Source organism: Leifsonia sp. Ger2509 (assembly GCF_055231915.1).
The window spans coordinates 3,874,362-3,892,086 of the sequence record NZ_JBUYVB010000003.1; the positions used below are offsets into that span (position 1 = coordinate 3,874,362).

At 66.2% G+C, this 17,725-nt stretch carries 17 protein-coding genes and 1 tRNA gene; 13 read left to right on the forward strand and 5 right to left on the reverse strand.

The features are described 5' to 3' along the window. Window positions 1-9: 9 nt before the first annotated feature. Window positions 10-648: an MBL fold metallo-hydrolase gene (locus ACV7NN_RS18795; RefSeq protein ID WP_463351074.1), complete on the reverse strand. Its 639-nt coding sequence runs from the start codon at window positions 646-648 to the stop codon at window positions 10-12. A gap of 79 nt (window positions 649-727) precedes the next feature. Here ACV7NN_RS18795 and ACV7NN_RS18800 point away from each other — a divergent pair, with 79 nt between their 5' ends. From ACV7NN_RS18800 to ACV7NN_RS18810, 3 genes are all read left to right on the forward strand, one after another. Then, window positions 728-2,821, forward strand: a complete 2,094-nt coding sequence (locus ACV7NN_RS18800) for a heavy metal translocating P-type ATPase (protein WP_463351326.1) — start codon at window positions 728-730, stop codon at window positions 2,819-2,821. Window positions 2,822-2,894: 73 nt separating this feature from the next. Continuing rightward, complete coding sequence (locus ACV7NN_RS18805) at window positions 2,895-3,797, forward strand: diacylglycerol/lipid kinase family protein (RefSeq protein ID WP_463351075.1); 903 nt, start codon at window positions 2,895-2,897, stop codon at window positions 3,795-3,797. A 77-nt stretch (window positions 3,798-3,874) separates the two neighbouring features. Continuing rightward, window positions 3,875-3,947: transfer RNA gene (locus ACV7NN_RS18810), tRNA-Glu, on the forward strand. 537 nt (window positions 3,948-4,484) lie between these two features. Here the strand turns inward: ACV7NN_RS18810 and ACV7NN_RS18815 are convergent. After that, window positions 4,485-4,904 (reverse strand): hypothetical protein, encoded by a 420-nt coding sequence (locus ACV7NN_RS18815; protein ID WP_463351076.1) that lies wholly within the window; start codon window positions 4,902-4,904, stop codon window positions 4,485-4,487. A gap of 22 nt (window positions 4,905-4,926) precedes the next feature. Here ACV7NN_RS18815 and ACV7NN_RS18820 point away from each other — a divergent pair, with 22 nt between their 5' ends. Then, on the forward strand, window positions 4,927-5,187 hold the full coding sequence (locus ACV7NN_RS18820; RefSeq protein WP_463351077.1) for a hypothetical protein: 261 nt from the start codon (window positions 4,927-4,929) through the stop codon (window positions 5,185-5,187). Window positions 5,188-5,438: 251 nt separating this feature from the next. Here ACV7NN_RS18820 and ACV7NN_RS18825 read toward each other — a convergent pair whose 3' ends face one another. Together ACV7NN_RS18825 and ACV7NN_RS18830 are read right to left on the reverse strand one after the other, a co-directional pair. Further along, the gene (locus tag ACV7NN_RS18825) at window positions 5,439-6,329 is read right to left on the reverse strand and encodes a class I SAM-dependent methyltransferase (protein ID WP_463351078.1); all 891 of its coding nucleotides are present in this window, start codon (window positions 6,327-6,329) and stop codon (window positions 5,439-5,441) included. Between the two features lie 327 nt (window positions 6,330-6,656). Then, window positions 6,657-6,734 (reverse strand): hypothetical protein, encoded by a 78-nt coding sequence (locus tag ACV7NN_RS18830; RefSeq protein WP_463351327.1) that lies wholly within the window; start codon window positions 6,732-6,734, stop codon window positions 6,657-6,659. A gap of 829 nt (window positions 6,735-7,563) precedes the next feature. On the opposite strand from ACV7NN_RS18830, the gene ACV7NN_RS18835 reads away from it, so the two are divergent. After that, a complete protein-coding gene (locus tag ACV7NN_RS18835; protein ID WP_463351079.1) occupies window positions 7,564-8,028 on the forward strand; it encodes an SRPBCC family protein in 465 nt (154 codons plus the stop codon). A 70-nt stretch (window positions 8,029-8,098) separates the two neighbouring features. Here ACV7NN_RS18835 and ACV7NN_RS18840 read toward each other — a convergent pair whose 3' ends face one another. Further along, complete coding sequence (locus ACV7NN_RS18840; RefSeq protein ID WP_463351080.1) at window positions 8,099-9,112, reverse strand: RNA polymerase sigma factor; 1,014 nt, start codon at window positions 9,110-9,112, stop codon at window positions 8,099-8,101. 245 nt (window positions 9,113-9,357) lie between these two features. Between ACV7NN_RS18840 and ACV7NN_RS18845 the strand changes: the two genes are divergently transcribed. The 8 genes from ACV7NN_RS18845 (at window position 9,358) to ACV7NN_RS18880 (ending at window position 17,721) form a co-directional block, all read left to right on the forward strand. Then, entirely contained in the window at window positions 9,358-10,404 is a 1,047-nt protein-coding gene (locus ACV7NN_RS18845; RefSeq protein ID WP_463351081.1) for a TerC family protein, read from the forward strand. After that, the gene (locus tag ACV7NN_RS18850; RefSeq protein WP_463351082.1) at window positions 10,401-11,138 is read left to right on the forward strand and encodes a PP2C family protein-serine/threonine phosphatase; all 738 of its coding nucleotides are present in this window, start codon (window positions 10,401-10,403) and stop codon (window positions 11,136-11,138) included. Before ACV7NN_RS18845 ends, ACV7NN_RS18850 begins: the two co-directional genes overlap by 4 nt. A 144-nt stretch (window positions 11,139-11,282) precedes the next feature. Next, complete coding sequence (leuC, locus tag ACV7NN_RS18855) at window positions 11,283-12,797, forward strand: 3-isopropylmalate dehydratase large subunit (RefSeq protein WP_463351083.1); 1,515 nt, start codon at window positions 11,283-11,285, stop codon at window positions 12,795-12,797. Beyond that, complete coding sequence (leuD, locus tag ACV7NN_RS18860) at window positions 12,797-13,399, forward strand: 3-isopropylmalate dehydratase small subunit (RefSeq protein ID WP_463351084.1); 603 nt, start codon at window positions 12,797-12,799, stop codon at window positions 13,397-13,399. The genes leuC and leuD overlap by 1 nt, the downstream gene beginning before the upstream one ends. Continuing rightward, complete coding sequence (murA, locus tag ACV7NN_RS18865) at window positions 13,396-14,766, forward strand: UDP-N-acetylglucosamine 1-carboxyvinyltransferase (RefSeq protein ID WP_463351085.1); 1,371 nt, start codon at window positions 13,396-13,398, stop codon at window positions 14,764-14,766. Before leuD ends, murA begins: the two co-directional genes overlap by 4 nt. A gap of 7 nt (window positions 14,767-14,773) precedes the next feature. Beyond that, window positions 14,774-15,595 carry a lysophospholipid acyltransferase family protein gene (locus tag ACV7NN_RS18870; protein WP_463351086.1) on the forward strand — a complete coding sequence of 274 codons (822 nt, stop codon included), beginning with the start codon at window positions 14,774-14,776 and terminating at the stop codon, window positions 15,593-15,595. Beyond that, entirely contained in the window at window positions 15,588-16,721 is a 1,134-nt protein-coding gene (locus tag ACV7NN_RS18875) for an NAD(P)H-dependent glycerol-3-phosphate dehydrogenase (RefSeq protein WP_463351087.1), read from the forward strand. Before ACV7NN_RS18870 ends, ACV7NN_RS18875 begins: the two co-directional genes overlap by 8 nt. After that, window positions 16,624-17,721 carry a D-alanine--D-alanine ligase family protein gene (locus tag ACV7NN_RS18880; protein ID WP_463351088.1) on the forward strand — a complete coding sequence of 366 codons (1,098 nt, stop codon included), beginning with the start codon at window positions 16,624-16,626 and terminating at the stop codon, window positions 17,719-17,721. The genes ACV7NN_RS18875 and ACV7NN_RS18880 overlap by 98 nt, the downstream gene beginning before the upstream one ends. The last annotated feature ends 4 nt before the right edge of the window (window positions 17,722-17,725 follow it).

Consider the following 17,725-nt stretch of genomic DNA (forward strand, 5'->3'; position numbering starts at 1 on the left):
GTCGAACGGTCACAGGTCCAGGAAGTCACCCGGTTCGAGCGCGAAGAATTCGCCGCCGTTCTGTTCGGTCGCCCATCCGATCCGAGCGTTCGCCATGTCCTTGCCGGCCCGCGCCAGCACCATCTCGTGCGTGGGAAAGCTGCGCTTCGGCTTGACAGCGAGAACGTAGTCCATGGTCTCGGCGATCTTGAGCCACGGCGCTCCTGCGGGAACGGCGAGCGTGTCCACCTCGATGCCCTCCGGGATGGTGAAGGAGTCGCCCGCATAGTAGAGCTCGTCGTTGACGAGGACACCGAGGTTGTCGACGACCGGGATGCTCGAGTGGATGACGGCGTGCGTGCCTCCGAAGAACCGCAGGGTGAACGGCCCGGCCTCGACAGTGTCGCCGGCGTTGACGACGGTGACATCGATGCCCACGGCAGCGGTTGCGACACCCGAGGGTCCGTAGATCGGGATGCCCGGGTTCATGTCGAGGATCCGCGCCAGCTGCTCCGGCGTCCAGTGGTCGGCATGTTCGTGCGTGATGACGACGGCTACGGCCCCCGCGGTGTCGGTGAGGGGTGCCGTGAACGACCCGGGGTCGATGAAGAGCTTCTTTCCTGCTTCTTCGAGGATCAAGGCGGCGTGCTCGAGTTTCGTCAGCTTCATGGTTTGAGCAAACACCCTTCCCCTCTCGGCTGCAACTCTTGAGGAATATACCCCCTAGGGGTACTGTTGAAACGTGGACATGAACGAGACGACCCACGCGACCGACGCATCCGCTGGAGCTCCGGCGCACGATCACGCAGAACACGGTACGCATGCCGATCATGCCGACCACTCGGCCCATGACGGCCACACCGATCACTCAGCCCATGACCCGGCCGTCTTCCGCCGCAAGTTCTGGATCTCGCTGGTCCTGACCATCCCGACCCTCGTCTTCTCCCACGGGCTCCAGGGCATCCTCGGACTCGACGGCCCACGGTTCCCCGGCAGCCAGTGGATCCCCGCTGTGTTCGGTGTGGCGATCTTCCTGTACGGGGGAGTTGTCTTCCTTCGCGGCGCGGTCGCCGAACTCCGTGGCAGGCAGCCGGGCATGATGACGCTCATCTCGCTGGCGATCGTCGTGGCCTTCGGCTACAGCCTCGCGGTGACGTTCGGCCTGAACGGAATGGACTTCTGGTGGGAGCTGGCGACCCTCATCACGATCATGCTCCTCGGGCACTGGATCGAGATGTCGGCCGTCATGGGTGCGCAGGATGCGCTCGGCCAGCTCGCGAAACTCCTCCCGGACCAGGCGGAGCGCGTGCTCGGGGGACCGGGTGCCGAACGCACCGAGGTCGTCGCGGTCACAGCGCTCTCGGTCGGTGACCTCGTTCGCGTCCGCCCAGGATCGAGCATCCCGGTCGACGGTGAGATCGTCGAGGGTTCATCGGACATCGACGAATCCCTGCTCACCGGCGAATCCAGGCCGGTGTCCCGCACAGCCGGCCAGAATGTCGTCGCCGGGAGCATCTCCGGCAGCGGCTCGCTCGTCGTCCGCGTGACCAAGCTCGGAGGGGACACGGCGCTCGCGGGCATCATGCGCCTGGTGTCCGACGCGCAGGCGAGCAAGTCGAGCACACAGGTGCTGGCAGACCGGGCAGCGGCGTGGCTCTTCTACGTGGCGCTGGGGGCCGCGTCCATCACCCTCGTCGTCTGGGTCATCCTTGCTCCCGGCGACCCGTCGTTCGTGCTGGAGCGGGTCGTGACGGTGCTCGTGATCGCGTGCCCGCACGCCCTCGGTCTGGCGATTCCTCTGGTCGCCCAGATCTCGACGGTCCTGGGCGCGAGGAACGGCCTGCTCATCCGTGATCGCCACGCCATGGAGGATGCCCGGCTCATCGACGTCGTGCTGTTCGACAAGACAGGCACGCTCACGGAGGGCAGGCAGGGCGTGGTCGCGGTCGTGCCCGCAGAGGGCGAGTCGGCGGATGCCGTGCTCGCGCTCGCCGCGGCCGTCGAGGGGCCTGCCGAGCATCCGATCGGCCGCGCCATCGTCGCCGAGGCGCGCGACCGCAGACTGCCGGTGACGCGGGCTACCGAGTTCGCGGCGCTGGCGGGCCGCGGTGCGTCCGCGATGGTCGACGGGTCCGCGACCCTGGTGGCCGCGCCGCGGATGCTCACCGAGCGCGGGCTCACGCCGACGGCAGCGCTGGTCAACGCAGCAAGGGATGCAGCCCGCGACGCCCAGACCGTGGTCTTCGTCGTGCGACAGGATGCGGTCGTCGGTCTCATCGCGCTCGCTGACGTCGTGCGCCCCGAATCGCTCGAAGCGGTTCGGACGCTGCGGGAGCGTGGAGTGCGTGTCGCGATGCTCACCGGCGACTCGTGGGATGTCGGCAACGCGGTCGCTCGCGAGCTCGGAATCGACGAAGTCTTCGCCGAAGTGCTTCCCGGTGACAAGTCCAGCACGGTGGCCGCGCTGCAGTCCGACGGATCCCGGGTCGCGATGGTCGGCGACGGGGTGAACGATGCCCCCGCGCTCGCCCAGGCGGATGTCGGCATTGCCATCGGTGCGGGGACGGATGTCGCGATCGAGTCCGCGGGCATCGTGCTGGCATCGAGCGACCCCCGCGGAGTGGCGAAGGTGATCCGGCTCTCACGCGTGACCTATCGCAAGATGCTGCAGAACCTCGCGTGGGCGACGGGCTACAACGTCATCGCGATCCCGCTCGCCGCAGGCGTCGCGATCGGGCTCGGGTTCGTCGTCTCCCCGGCGCTCGGTGCCGTGCTGATGTCCGTTTCGACGATCGTCGTCGCACTCAACGCCCAGCTCTTGCGCCGGACGAAACTCGGCTGAGGACGGCGCGCCGAACGCGGGGTCTACCGCGCAGGCCGGGCGCAAACGGCGCGGTCCGACATAATCGTGGACTATGGCCGAAGCACCTCTCACCATCGTCGTCGCGATCAATCCGCAGGCGTCGTTCGGCAAGCGGCGGGAGGTCGGCCCGCGCGTCGTCGAACGCCTGCGCCTGGCCGGCCACACGGTCGTCGACGTCGCTGAGCCGAACATCGAGCTCCTCCGGCGCGAGACGATCCGGGCTGTGGACTCCGGCACGGACGCCCTCGTCGTCGTAGGCGGTGACGGGATGGTCAGCCTCGGTGCGAACATCGTTGCACAGACGGACATCCCGCTCGGGATCGTGCCGAGCGGAACCGGAAACGATCTCGCTGCCGGCCTCGGCATCCGCATCGACGACACGGAGGCCGCGACCGACCAGCTGATCGCAGCTCTCGGGAAGCCTCCGCGCATCATCGACGCCGGACTCGTCAGGCACGGCGAGCTGACGACCTGGTTCGCGTGCGTGCTCTCGGCCGGCTTCGACGCGACGGTCAACGAACGGGCGAATCTGATGACCCGCCCGCGGGGCCGCTCGCGCTACGTCTTCGCCATGCTGCGCGAACTCGCGACCCTGAAGCCGATCGAGTACGAGATCGAGGCGGACGGCGTCGTGTCCCGGCGCAGGGCGTTGCTGATTTCGGTAGCGAACAACGTCTCGCTCGGCGGCGGCATGCGGATCGTGCCGCACGCCGAACTGGATGACGGCTACCTTGACCTCTTCGTGGTGGAGCCCATGTCGAGGCTGGGCTTCCTCCGCGTGTTTCCGAAAGTATTCCGGGGGACGCATACGACACTGCCCGAAGTCTCCTTCCAGCGTGTGCGCTCGGTGAAACTCAGCGCGGACGGCGTGGTCGCCTACGCGGACGGCGAGCGGGTGGGTGCGCTGCCGGTCGAGATCTCGCTGGTTCGTTCATCCCTGCGCGTACTCTCCTGAACCGCGCGACGCCTGTGGGTCATCTCTCGGTTTGGTCGGGACGCTCGGCGTATGGCATACTCGATGAGTTGCAAAGCGGCCCCATCGTTTAGCGGCCTAGGACGTCGCCCTCTCACGGCGGTAACGCGGGTTCAAATCCCGCTGGGGTCACAACAGCCCGGATACCAGTCACTCACTGGTGTCCGGGCTTTTTTACTTTGTCGTTGCTGCCTACGCAATTTGGCCCGGTGGCACACCGACGCGATCGTCCGCCTGGCGATGCTCGGAGCCCAGACACCCACCGGGACCTACACCGACCGCAACAGCACGGTGCCTTGGTGAAATACCGTTTGCCCGGGAGGCCGCAAAGGCGGGCGTTGAATTCGTGCAATTGACGGTCGATCAGGGACACCCGAGGCCATACGGTCCAATTTTGTCGGATCGCAGATTTTCACGAGCGGGCTATTCCCGTAAAACCCGCCCGAAGAAGATGCCCGCACGTACGGAGTTTGCCGATAAATGGCAGCGTTCTGTGATCGCTATATGTCGCATTACTGACCCCGAGTTGTCTTGTATCGCTAGAGTTTCGAGGCATTGAGGTTTCGAGGCACATCGAGTCAGACTTGGCGGCCGGTTCAGGTGTCCGTAAGGGGATCCCTATGCGGACATCGCCCGGGAGGGGAACCTCAATGCGCGATGCCGCCTCCTTCAAGGCTCGAGTCGGCGTCGCACGACATTCACGTCGCGATTGTGGTCGCGGAGCATCCGATCGCGCTTGACGTCGAACTCGCTCTTGTGGATCACGACTAGGCGAAGACCACGGGCGGGGATTAGGTCGGCTTTGCGCTTGTCATAGAGACGCCGTTGCTCCCCCCGAGGGACCCCCGACACCGTCGCCCTTCGATCGAAGATGGGCACCGCCTCGGTGTGCTGCTTCTCCTGGAACTCGACTACTAGCTGCTGGGAGTGCCAGTATCCGTCGACAGGGAGGCGAACGGCCCGACCGGACACTGGCGACACGTCGCCAAGGAGCCAGTCGAACCGCGCTTGCCGCTCGCCCGCGACCCCGAGCACTTCGTCGCACAAATCGAGCACGTAATGCTCATCGCTGTCTGACCGCTTCGCCACTCCGCCACCCTAGCCGGAGGCCATGTTCGCCGATCCCTCAGCGGGCGCGCTGCCGGAAGTGCTTGCCAGAAAAGGCAACGTCACCATCGGCCAGAAGCCGCCCATCGACGAAGACCAGCGCACACGCGTCTTCATGTCGCCAAGCAAGCCGTTGGAGATGTGGATGGACGCCGTGATGGAGCACAGCGTCCGCGACGTCGACTTGCCCAACCTCAGCCGAGATCAGGTCATCGAGCACGTCGCTGACCTCTACACGAAACCCACTCGCGGATCAGGTTCGTGATGCGGCTCGTCGAGCAGCGCCGCTCGGCCTCGTCGGTCACCACGATCGGCCCTCGCCGCCCTGCTGCGCGAGGTAGTTCGCATGCATCGAGCCGAGCGACTCGCCCAGCACGCAATAGGCGCCGCTGATCGCCGCCCTGAGCGCAATCGCCGGAGTGCACAGCGTTCAACTCGTCGATGAGGACGACCTGGAGTAGCGGTCCGCCCTGCAGAGCGGGCCGTAGGCTCAGGACCGGGGGGCAGGGCGCAGGCTCAAGACGCAGGCTGAGCGAAGTGCAGGAGGAGCAGCTGCGGACGGCCGGAGACCGCGCGCGTCGCCTCGGGCACGTATGCCATCAGAGTCCATGGCCACGCCGGCCAGTCGCCGATCTCGGTGCTCGGCCTCGGCAGCGGCGAGTCGTCCCAATGGAGGGCCGGCTCCTCGCAGCCGCGCAACTCGAGTCTCGCGGCGAGCGCGGCCCGAAGATAGTCGCCGAGGGGATGCCGGAATGCCGGGGCGAGGCGGCGCTCGCCGTCGGGTCCTAGACCCTTGATGCCCGAGCCGATCGTGGTGAGCTCGCGATGCACGTCTGAGATGAGGAGCACGCCACCCGGGCGCAGCACGCGGGCGAACTCGGCGAACACCGGGCCGAGATCGCTCACGTGGACGAGCGCGAGCGCGCATACGACCACATCGACCGATCGGTCGGCGAGAGGCAGTCGATCGACTGATCCCAGTTGGAAGTCGCCCTCCGGGACACGCTCTCGGGCCAGCTCGAGCATGTCCGGTGACCCGTCGACGCCGATCACGGTGTGGCCGAGGTCGGCGAGAATCCGCGCGAATCGCCCTGTGCCGCACGCGGCATCCAGGGCGACGCCGACCTCGCGGTGCGCCAGCCATTCGATGATGACCGGCTCGTCGATCGCGAAGAGGCCACCGCCCGCATTCGCGTCGTAGTCGGGCGCCTGCTGCTGATAGGTGACGTCAGCGGCCACGCGCTCCGCGAGCACCCCGCGATTCTGGAGTTTCCCGTCGGCGAGCAATCGGCGGATCTCGGCGACCCGGTCTTCGACGAAGGCTTGATCGTGGTCACCGGCCCATGCATCGAGCAGAGCGGACCCTTCGATGCCGAGCAGATATGCAAGAGGGTCCTGATAGATCACGATCAAGGAGCGTAGCCAGCGCCACGCGCGCAGATCAAGGCACGGCTACTTCCTTCGGGCACCCGTTCAGGGAGATCGACGGCCGCAGCGCACGCATGTTCCTCGACCACGGGCTCGAGCAGACCAACTACCAGGCCGACTACTCGGCCGTCGACGCCGAGCGCTGGGCCGTCGCCAGCGCGCAGTCCATCCGGCCTCAACCGGCCCGCCGAAGGCCCGCTCGACTACACGGTGCTCCGCGAGCTCTTCAAGGAAGTCATCGTCGACCGCCCGCAGACGGCAGACGAGAACACGGCCGAGAGCGCCCAGAATGCCGCTCTCAACGCGTCATGGGCGGCTGCGCATCCTCCAGCGCCGACGCACCGTGCGCCGATGCACCCCGTGCTTGCGCGCGAGCTCCCGCATCGAGAGCCCCTCGACCCTCGCATCACGGCGAATCTGCGCGAACAGCTCCAACCTGACCGACCTCGTCCCAGGCCCTCCCCGTCATCAACAACACCGACGGGACCCCGCTCAGGTGGGTGCAAATAACACCGACACAGCCACTCCGGCGAGTCAGCAACTGGGGCCACTCAACTCCGACAAGTGGGGCCGTTCAACGCTGACACAGCCAGACGCTATCGGTCGGGGCGCCAGGCCGCCCGATAGCCGGTCGATCAACGGGACACCCAAGCCGCCCGGTCCGTTCTCGATGAATCAAGCATTGTTGCGGGCGCACGATTCCCGTAAGACCCGACCGTGAATATGCCCGGTGATGGTGCCTCAAACGCTACCGTCCGAATCATCCTCATCAGTTACGTCCGCGTCTACACCAATGCCCAAGGTCTCACCGGGCAAAGCAACGCCCTTCTGCCGCCGCTGATCGTCTGGAAGACCAACTTGCTGCGGTGCGGTCCAGCCGCACGAGTTCTCCGAACTGCAGCAGCCAATCCGGACTGCTTCCTGCCGGGGATGAAGTCTTAGGCCGCGCTGAGCTTCTTGCTTGCGGTGGCGACGCTGCCTGATTGGGTGTGTTCTCAGTTCCGCTGGTTTACTGGGATCCACGGTCTTGTTCGCTGAAGAATCGCGGGTGTGTGTCGCCCTCTCACGGCGGTAACGCGGGTTCAAATCCCGCTGGGGTCACCAACAGCCCGGATACCAGTCATTCACTGGTGTCCGGGCTTTTTGTCTGGTCGTTGCTGCGTGCGCGATTCGGTCCGGTGGCAGCACTTCGGCGTCGTTTAGGCTCCCACTCGTGACCGACAGCATTCTGATGGCCCGGATCAACGCAAGCCCGGAACGTGTGTACGCAACCCTCGCGGATCTGAACGGCTACGGGGAATGGCTTCCCGGCTCGCGTACCACCGCTGAGCGGAACCAACCGCTCCGAACGGGTACGAGCTACAGCGACGCGAGCCTCATCGGCACGGCGCAAGGCACGGTACTCGCGTGCGAGCCTGACCGACTCCTGGTCTTCCACCAGGCCGCCGCCCCCCACCGCTCAGGCGGCAGCACGATTACGATCACGAGCCGATACGAGTTGACGCCGATCGACGGGGAAACCCGGGTTCGCCGAACCGGCACGATCCTGACCGGCGGCCTGATCAAAGCCGTACATTTCATCGTCGTCACGGCCGTCAGATCCGAGAATCGTCGCACCTTACGGGCGCTCAAGGACTTTCTCGAGCAGGTGCCGAGGGACGTGCCCCGGATCACGTAAGAATGGTCATGATTCGGTTCTCCTAGTGCTCATTTCTCACAATGCTCTGCAACTGTCGCCGGGCGGTGGTTCACTCCGATTTGCGGAGTCGGGCGATCTCGAATTCGAGGTGCCGGCGTTGTTGCTGGTTGGTCGCGCGCTTGGCCGCCGCCTCGTATGAAGTGATCGCTGCGTCTTGGTCGCCGCTTTGCTCCAGAAGGTGAGCACGGACGGCGTGGAAGCGTCGGTTCGCCTGCAAGCGCTCGTCGTCTTGGAGGTCGGCGAGTAGCTGAAGTCCTGCGCGCGGGCCGCGGACGACGCTGATAGCGACAGCTCTGTTCAGCGCAACGATGGGGCTCGGGTCGACGCGGAGCAGGAGGTCGTAGAGGGCAACGATCTGTGGCCAGTCGGTGTCCTCAGCGGTCATGGCTTCGTCGTGGACGGCGGCGATCGCGGCCTGTAACTGGTAGGGGCCGAGGGGACCGGAAGGCAGGGCGCGCGTGACAAGGCCGACGCCCTCGATGATTGCGTCCTGATCCCATAGTTGACGGTCTTGTTCCGCCATGGTGACGAGAGACCCGTCCGAGGCGGTGCGTGCTCGACGCCTCGCGTGCACGAGAAGCATAAGAGCGAGCAGACCTGTGACTTCACTGTCGCGCGGGAGCGTGCCGTGCAGGACCCGCGTGAGACGAATCGCTTCGTCGCAGAGGTCTTGGCGCAGAAGCTCTGTCCCGGAGGTGCTTGCGTATCCCTCGTTGAAGATCAGGTACAGGATCCGCAGCACGGCAGCGAGTCGGTCTGCCCCGTCAGCCGGGATCGCGAACGGCACTCCGCTCTCCTTGATTGTCCGTTTCGCGCGGGTGATGCGCCGGGTGATGGTCTGTTCGGAGGTGAGGAGCGCGCGGGAGATCTCGGCGACGCTCAAACCTCCGACAGCGCGGAGCGTCAGCGCGATCTGCGAGGCGACGGGTAGCGAGGGGTGGCAGCACAGAAGCAAGAGCACCAGGCTGTCGTCGCCGTCTGACAGCCCCTCATGATCAGATCCCGGCAGGACGTGTTCGGTGAGTGCCCACCCCGGTGCCTCCCTGGCACCCTCTACAGACACGTCGACACCGCACCCGCCAACCGGACACCACAACAACAATTGCACCACCCATGACGGGACGGGGCCACCGGGCGATCCGATAAGATCGAAGACGCGAAGGGGAGTATCCCGAAGGGCCTGGTGAGGGCCCGCGTCGTGAACGTCATCACGGATCGTCCATACGGTCCCGGGCACGGCGGCATCCGGAACCTGTGGATGCGGGAGAGACTTTCGGGCCGTTTTCGGCACCCTTCGAAAGGTTTTCCGTGGAGCTCGCTCTTCCTGCTTGGTTCGAGATCGGTTCGGCGATCGTCCTCGTCGTGATCCTGGCCGCCGACCTGCTTCTCGTCATCAAGCGCCCGCACATCCCGAGCCCGAAGGAGTCCACGCTCTGGGTGGTCTTCTACGTCGGGCTGGCGCTGCTGTTCGCCCTGCTGATGTACCTCATCGGCGACGCGGAACACGCCGGGCAGTTCCTCGCCGGCTGGCTGACCGAATACAGCCTCAGCATCGACAACCTGTTCGTCTTCGTGCTGATCATGACCAGGTTCGCGGTGCCGAGGAAGAACCAGCAGGAAGTGCTGATGGTGGGGATCATCATCGCGCTGGTCTTCCGCGGGATCTTCATCGTGCTCGGCGCATCCCTGATCGCGAGCTTCAGCTGGATCTTCTACTTCTTCGGCGCATTCCTGCTCTACACCGCCGTCCACCAGGCGTTCAGCTCGCACGAGGCCATCGAGGACGAGGAGAACTCGTTCGTGCGGTTCATGCGCAAGCGGCTGAAGGTGTCGAAGCAGTACGAGGGTTTCAAACTGCGCACCACGGTGAGCGGCACGCGCATGTTCACGCCGCTGATCATCGTGTTCCTCGCCCTCGGCACCACCGACCTGCTCTTTGCGCTGGACTCGATCCCCGCGATCTTCGGCATCACGACGAGCCCGTTCATCGTGTTCGCGGCGAACGTCTTCGCGCTCATGGGGTTGCGGCAGCTCTACTTCCTGCTCGGGCACCTTCTCGACCGACTGGAATACCTCAAGTACGGCATCGCCTTCATCCTCGCGTTCATCGGCGTGAAGCTAGTCTTCCACGCACTTCATGCGAACGAAGTGCCGTTCATCAACGGCGGGCATCCCGTCGAGTGGGCGCCCGAGATCAGCACGTGGACATCGCTGGCTGTGATCCTCTGCTCGATGGCTGTCGCTACGATTGCAAGCCTGGTGAAACTTCGCCTCACCGGTGTCACCGTCGCCGAAGCGATTTCCGGCGACGAAACGACCGACGAGTCGTCGAACGAGGAGAGCGCGGGCCGATGAGTTCCATCACGGATGTGTGGGCGTGGACGGATGTGGGCCGGGTGCGCGCCCTCAACGAGGACTCCTTCATCGCCAGACGGCCGTTGTTCCTGGTCGCCGACGGGCTCGGTGGCCACGCCCGGGGCGACGCGGCCAGCCAGGCGGCCATCCGGGTCTTCACGGCGGCGTTCCCCGACGAGGCGCCCGCGAATCCGGATGCGGTGCGTGCGGCGATCGCGGCCGCCAACACGGAGGTGCGCGCCCTCTCGCTCCCGGACGACATCGGTGCGGCCGTCTCCGGCACCACGCTGGTCGGGCTCGTCGAGGTCGAGACCGACGATGGCGCGGCGTTGCTGGCCCTCAACGTCGGCGATTCGCGACTGTACGGGTGGGACGGCCGCGGCCTCGAGCAGCTCAGCGTCGACCACTCCGCCGTGCAGGAGCTCTATGAGGCAGGGCTTATCACCGCCGCGCAGATGGACTCCCACCCGGAACGCAACATCATCACCCGCGCGCTCGGCGCGGAGGACGACGTCGACCCGGACACCTGGATCGTCCCTGCAGCGGGGGAGCAGGTCTTCCTGGTCTGTTCGGACGGGCTGACCCGCGAGCTGACCGACCCAGAGATCGCCGGCCTCCTGGTGAAGGCGTTGTCCGATCCGGCGGCCGATCCCGCCAGGGAGCTGGTCGACGCGGCCGTCGCGGCGGGCGGGCGGGACAACGTCACCGTCGTCGTCGTGCGGTCGCAGACCTGACCCGCCCCGCCCCGGTGATAAACTGCGGAGGTGCTGTACGGTCTGCTTCTCCTTAGCTGCCGCGACGAGTCCTGATCTGAGGCCTCACTCGTCGCGGAGTTTGTCGTTGGCTGACCACCAAGCAAGCAAGGAGTATTCGCGGACATGAGCAATTTCGACGAGACCGGTGCGACCGAGACAACGCACACGCCCCTCACCCTGGCCGAGAAAGTGTGGCGCGACCACCTCGTGGTCAAGGGTGAGAACGGGTCGCCCGACCTGATCTACATCGATCTCCACCTGGTGCACGAGGTGACCAGCCCGCAGGCGTTCGACGGCCTGCGGATGGCCGGCAGGAGCGTCCGCCGTCCCGACCTCACGATCGCGACTGAAGACCACAACACGCCGACCATCGGCATCGACCGGCCGATCGCCGACCTCACGAGCCGGACCCAGATCGAGACGCTGCGTCGCAACGCCGAGGAGTTCGGCATCCGCCTGCATTCGCTGGGCGACATCGAGCAGGGCATCGTGCACGTCGTCGGCCCGCAGCTGGGCCTCACGATGCCGGGGATCACCGTCGTCTGCGGCGACTCGCACACCTCGACGCACGGAGCCTTCGGCGCCATGGCGTTCGGCATCGGCACCAGCGAGGTCGAGCACGTCATGGCGACCCAGACCCTGCCGCTGAAGCCGTTCAAGACGATGGCCATCACCGTCGAGGGCGAGTTGCGCCCTGGCGTGACGGCCAAGGACATCATCCTCGCGGTGATCGCGAAGATCGGCACCGGCGGTGGCCAGGGCTACGTGCTCGAATACCGCGGCAGCGCCATCCGTTCGCTCTCGATGGAGGGGCGGATGACGATCTGCAACATGTCGATCGAGGCGGGCGCCCGTGCGGGCATGGTCGCGCCCGACCAGACCACCTTCGACTATCTCGAGGGTCGCCCGCACGCACCGCACGGCCAGGACTGGGACGATGCGGTCGCGTACTGGAAGACTCTCGCCACCGACGACGATGCGGTCTTCGACGCCGAGGTGTACCTCGACGCGAACGAGCTCGAACCCTTCGTGACCTGGGGAACCAACCCTGGCCAGGGTGTCTCCCTGAGCGGGTCCGTGCCCGATCCGGCGACGATCGCCGATGCGAACGAGCGGGCCGCTGCGGAGCGAGCCCTCGAGTACATGGACCTCGAGGCGGGCACCGCGATGAAGGCGATCCCGGTGGATGCGGTCTTCATGGGCTCCTGCACCAACAGCCGCATCGAAGACCTGCGTGCCTTCGCCTCCGTGATCAAAGGCCGCACGAAGGCCGACGGTGTTCGCGTCATGGTCGTTCCCGGCAGTGCACGCGTGCGCATCGAGGCCGAGGCGGAGGGCATCGACAAGATCGTCGAGGAGTTCGGCGCCGAATGGCGCTTCGCGGGCTGCTCGATGTGTCTCGGCATGAACCCCGACCAGCTGGCGCCGGGCGAGCGTTGCGCATCCACGTCCAACCGCAATTTCGAGGGCAGGCAGGGCAAGGGAGGCCGCACACATCTCGTCTCCCCGGTGGTCGCCGCGGCGACGGCGATCCGTGGAACGCTCTCGAGCCCGTGGGACCTCGAAGGCGACGGTTCTGGCGACACTCCGCGAAATGACTCGTCGAATACGCAGTCCGGAGAGAAGGTGAACGCCTGATGGACAAGATCTCGACCCTGAGCGGTGTCGCCGTGCCCCTGCGGCGTTCGAACGTCGACACCGACCAGATCATCCCTGCCGTCTTCCTGAAGCGTGTCACGAAGACCGGCTTCGACGACGCGCTCTTCCACGCCTGGCGCCAGGATCCCGAGTTCGTCCTGAACCAGGAGCCGTACCGCGCAGGCAAGATCCTCATCGCGGGCCAGGACTTCGGCACCGGTTCGTCCAGGGAGCACGCCGTCTGGGCGTTGCGCGATTACGGCTTCACGGCGGTGCTCAGTCCGCGTTTCGGGGACATCTTCCGCGGCAACTCGGGCAAGATGGGCCTCCTCGCCGGCCAGATCAGCGAGGCAGACGCCGAGCGACTGTGGACGGCGATCGAAGCGAACCCGGGAATAGAAGCCACCGTGGACCTGGTTGCCAGAACTGCGAGCATCAGTGACCTCACGGTTTCGTTCGAGATCGATGATTACACTAGGTGGCGGTTGCTCGAAGGCCTGGACGACATTGGCCTGACCCTGCGTGACGAAGCGCACATCACAGAATTCGAAGCCCGCCGCGAGAGCTGGCGGCCCAAGACGTTACCGGTGAAAACGCAGTGAACTCACTTCTTCAGGACGCACAAGCCGCAGGCGCACATGTGGGACTCAAAGGCGATCGGATCACGATCAACGGCGGGATCCCGCTCCGCGGACGAATCGAACTGAAGGGTGCGAAGAACCTCGTCACCAAGGCGATGGTCGCCGCTCTTCTGGGCGAGGGCCCGAGCGTGCTCCGCGATGTCCCCGACATCAGCGACGTCCGCGTCGTGCGCGGGCTGCTCGAGATCCACGGCGTCAAGGTGACCGATGGCGCCGACGAAGGCGAGCTGCTGCTCGACCCGAGCAACGTCGAGAGCGCGCACATGGCCGACATCGACGCGCACGCGGGTTCCAGCCGCATCCCGATCCTGTTCTGCGGACCACTGCTGCACCGGCTCGGCGAAGCGTTCATCCCCGACCTCGGTGGCTGCCGCATCGGTGACCGGCCGATCGACTACCACCTCGAAGTGCTGCGCAAGTTCGGTGCGATCGTCGACAAGCTCCCGAGCGGCATCCGCATGACCGCCCCGAACGGCCTGCACGGTGCGAAGGTCGAGCTGCCGTACCCGAGCGTCGGCGCTACGGAGCAGGTCCTGCTCACCGCAGTGCGTGCCGAGGGCATCACCGAGCTCAAGGGCGCGGCCATCGAGCCCGAGATCATGGATCTCATCAACATCCTGCAGAAGATGGGTGCGATCATCACGGTCGACACCGATCGCGTCATCCGCATCGAAGGCGTCGACCGCCTCGAAGGCTTCACGCACACGGCGCTCTTCGACCGCAACGAGGCCGCCAGCTGGGCCGCGGCGGCGCTTGCGACCAGCGGCGACATCTTCGTCGGCGGTGCCCGTCAGCCCGAGATGCTCACCTTCCTCAACGTGTTCCGCAAGGTCGGAGGCGCCTTCGAGATCCACGACGACGGCATCCGGTTCTACCACCCGGGTGGTGAGCTCAAGCCGGTCGTCATCGAGACGGATGTGCACCCAGGGTTCATGACGGACTGGCAGCAGCCGCTCGTCGTCGCCCTCACGAAGGCCAACGGCGTGTCGATCGTTCACGAGACCGTCTACGAGCAGCGGTTCGGCTTCGTTGACGCGCTCGTCGAGATGGGCGCCACGATCCAGATCCACAAGGAATGCCTCGGTGGGCACCCGTGCCGCTTCGGGCAGCGCAACTTCAACCACTCCGCGGTGATCACCGGTCCGACGCGCCTGCACGGCGCGGACATCGAGGTTCCCGACCTGCGCGGAGGCTTCAGCCACCTCGTCGCAGCGCTGAGCGCCGAGGGAACCTCGACTGTGAGTAACGTCGGCATCATCAGCCGCGGGTACGAGAACTTCATCACCAAGCTCGAGCTGCTGGGAGCCGACTTCGTTCTCGAAGGATAATAGGTTCGTGCCCGAACCGTCTTCAGAGCAGAAGCCTGCCGCCCAGCCGTCGCCCGTCGTACCGTCAAGCCCTGCGAAGCCGGTGAAACGCCAGCGTTCCGAGCGGTCGCGACCGTCCATCTTCTGGGTACTCGCGGGGCTGGTCCTGCCCATCGTGTGGCTGATGGCGCGCTTCACGATCACCGACGGAAAGAAGTTCCCGCGCAACGGCGCCTATGTGGTCGCGCCGAATCATTACAGCGAGATCGACCCGGTGATGATCGGCGCCGTCTGCTGGAAGCTCGGGCGGGTTCCGCGGTTCCTGGCGAAGGGGAGCCTCTTCCGGGTCCCCGTCGTCGGCTGGTTCCTTCGCCGGTCGGGCCAGATCCCTGTCGAGCGCAGCAATGCGCGCGGCAACGCCTCCCTGGCGGCCGCGGAGAAACTGGTCGACTCCGGCGGGATCGTCATCGTCTACCCGGAGGGCTCGCTCACCCGCGATCCCGACCTGTGGCCGATGCGCGGCAAGACCGGAGCCGCCCGGATGGCGCTCGAGCATGACATCCCTGTGATCCCTGTCGCCCACTGGGGCACGCAACGGGTCATGGCGCGGTACTCCAAGAAGATCAGCTTCTTCCCGCCGAAGACGATCGCGGTGAAGATCGGTGACCCCGTCGACCTGTCCGCGTTCCGGGGCCGAAACCTCGACGCTGCGACGCTCAACGAGGCGACGACCGTCATCATGGACAGCATCACCGCGCTGCTCGCCGACCTGCGCGGGGAGGAGCCTCCGGCGCAACGCTGGAATCCCGCCGAGCACGACCAGAAGGAGACCGGCCGTTTTGATGGCTAGCCAGAAGAAGGTCGTCGCACCGCGTCGGGTCGCGGTGCTGGGTGCGGGCAGTTGGGGGACCACGTTCGCGAAGATCCTCGCCGACGGGGGCGCCGAGGTCGTCCTGTGGGCGCGGCGCCCGGAGCTCGCGCGTGAGATCACGGAGGGCCGTCGCAACAGCGATTACCTGCCGGGCATCAACCTGCCGCGCAACCTGCGCGCGTCCGCGCACCTCGAAGAGGCGCTCCGGGGCGCCGAGCAGGTGTACATTTCGATCCCCAGCCAGTCGCTGCGCGGCAACCTCGCAGCGATCGCGCCGCACCTGGGCCCGACGACCGTTGTCGTCAGCCTGATGAAGGGCGTCGAGAAGGGCACCGGGCTCCGGATGAGCGAGGTGATCGCGCAGGGTCTTCCGATCGAGGAGGAGCGCATCGCCGTCGCCTCGGGTCCGAACCTCGCGCTCGAGATCGCCAGGGAGCAGCCGACGGCCGCGGTCGTCTCGTCGGCGAGCCTGGAGACGGCACAGGCTGTTGCGATGGCCGCAACGAACCGCTACTTCCGCAGTTTCGTGAACACTGACGTGATCGGGACCGAGTTCGGCGGGGTGCTCAAGAACCTCATCGCCGTGGCGATCGGCATCGTCGACGGCGTCGGCTACGGCGAGAATACCAAGGCGTCGATCATCACGCGCGGCCTCGTCGAGATGACCGACTTCGCCGTCGCCTACGGCGCCCAGCCCGAGACGCTCTCCGGGCTCGCGGGGCTCGGCGATCTCATCGCGACCTGCGAGTCGTCGCTGTCACGTAACAACACGGCGGGACGCCTGCTCGGCCAGGGGTACAGCTTCACCGAGGTGGTCAAGCAGATGAACCAGACCGCTGAGGGCCTGGCATCCGTCGCTCCCATCCTCACGCTCGCCGAGGCGCGCGGCGTCGAGATGCCCATCGTGCGACAGGTGAGCCAGGTGCTCGCCGGTACGCTCGAACCGAAAGACATCGCGCCGCATCTCACCACGGATTCGGACGAACCCCAGGGTGAAAGGACCATCGATGACGGACAAACTCGTAGTCGCTCTTCTGTTTGGGGGTCGATCAAGCGAGCACTCGGTCAGCTGCGCGACGGCAGCGGGAGTCCTGGCCGCGATTGATCGCGAGCGCTACGACGTCATCCCGATCGGCATCACCAAAGCGGGCTCCTTCACGCTCCAGCCGGACGATGCTGCATTCTTCGCGCTGAACCCGGAGTCGATGCCGGTCGTGCCCGACAATGGAACCAGGGTGCACTGGCCGGAGAGCGCGGAGACCCGCGAGCTCACCGTGACGGGCGCGGACGGCTCCGCTCGGTCGCTCGGCGATGTCGACCTGGTCTTCCCGATCCTGCACGGCCCCTGGGGTGAGGACGGCACCGTTCAGGGGATGCTCGAACTCGTCGACCTGCCCTACGTGGGCAGCGGAGTGCTCGCGAGTGCCCTCGGCATGGACAAGCACTTCACGAAGACCGTCCTTCAGCATGTCGGAGTCCCGGTGGCGCCGTGGCGGACGGTGTCGGCCTTCGAATGGGCGACGGACCCGGCTGCGGTCCGCGAAGCGGTCTCAGCACTCGGACTGCCCGTGTTCGTCAAGCCCGCCCGTGCGGGCTCGTCGGTCGGGGTGAGCAAGGTCGCCGATCCCTCGGAACTCGACTCGGCGCTCGCGGTCGCGTTCGCCGAGGACGACAAGGTGCTCGTCGAGTCGAGGCTCGTCGGACGCGAGGTCGAGGTCGCGGTGCTCGGAGGACGTCCGGGTGAGCCGACCCGCGCTTCCGTCGCCGGCGAGATCGTCATGACCGGCCGAGAGTTCTACGACTTCGCGGCGAAGTACCTCGACGCGCCCGGCGTCGAGCTGGTCTGTCCGGCCGACCTGAGCGCCGGTGAGCTCGCGACGATGCAGGAGCTCGCGATCCGCGCGTTCGACGCCATCGGCGGCGAAGGGCTCGCGCGCGTCGACTTCTTCCTGACCGCGGACGGTTTCGTGATCAACGAGATCAACACGATGCCCGGCTTCACGCCGATTTCGATGTTCCCTCGGTGCTGGCAGGAGTCCGGGCTGAGCTACCCGGCGCTCATCGACGAACTGATCGAGGTCGCACTGGCCCGCGCCGCGTACTGAGGCA

Coding starts and splice junctions, on each gene's coding strand:
- leuD (WP_463351084.1), top strand. CDS start 12,797: ATGGACAAGATCTCGACCCTGAGCGGTGTCGCCGTGCCCCTGCGGCGT.
- ACV7NN_RS18805 (WP_463351075.1), top strand. CDS start 2,895: ATGGCCGAAGCACCTCTCACCATCGTCGTCGCGATCAATCCGCAGGCG.
- ACV7NN_RS18800 (WP_463351326.1), top strand. CDS start 728: ATGAACGAGACGACCCACGCGACCGACGCATCCGCTGGAGCTCCGGCG.
- ACV7NN_RS18795 (WP_463351074.1), bottom strand. CDS start 648: ATGAAGCTGACGAAACTCGAGCACGCCGCCTTGATCCTCGAAGAAGCA.
- ACV7NN_RS18850 (WP_463351082.1), top strand. CDS start 10,401: ATGAGTTCCATCACGGATGTGTGGGCGTGGACGGATGTGGGCCGGGTG.
- ACV7NN_RS18875 (WP_463351087.1), top strand. CDS start 15,588: ATGGCTAGCCAGAAGAAGGTCGTCGCACCGCGTCGGGTCGCGGTGCTG.
- ACV7NN_RS18880 (WP_463351088.1), top strand. CDS start 16,624: ATGACGGACAAACTCGTAGTCGCTCTTCTGTTTGGGGGTCGATCAAGC.
- leuC (WP_463351083.1), top strand. CDS start 11,283: ATGAGCAATTTCGACGAGACCGGTGCGACCGAGACAACGCACACGCCC.
- ACV7NN_RS18830 (WP_463351327.1), bottom strand. CDS start 6,734: ATGCGGGAGCTCGCGCGCAAGCACGGGGTGCATCGGCGCACGGTGCGT.
- ACV7NN_RS18820 (WP_463351077.1), top strand. CDS start 4,927: ATGTTCGCCGATCCCTCAGCGGGCGCGCTGCCGGAAGTGCTTGCCAGA.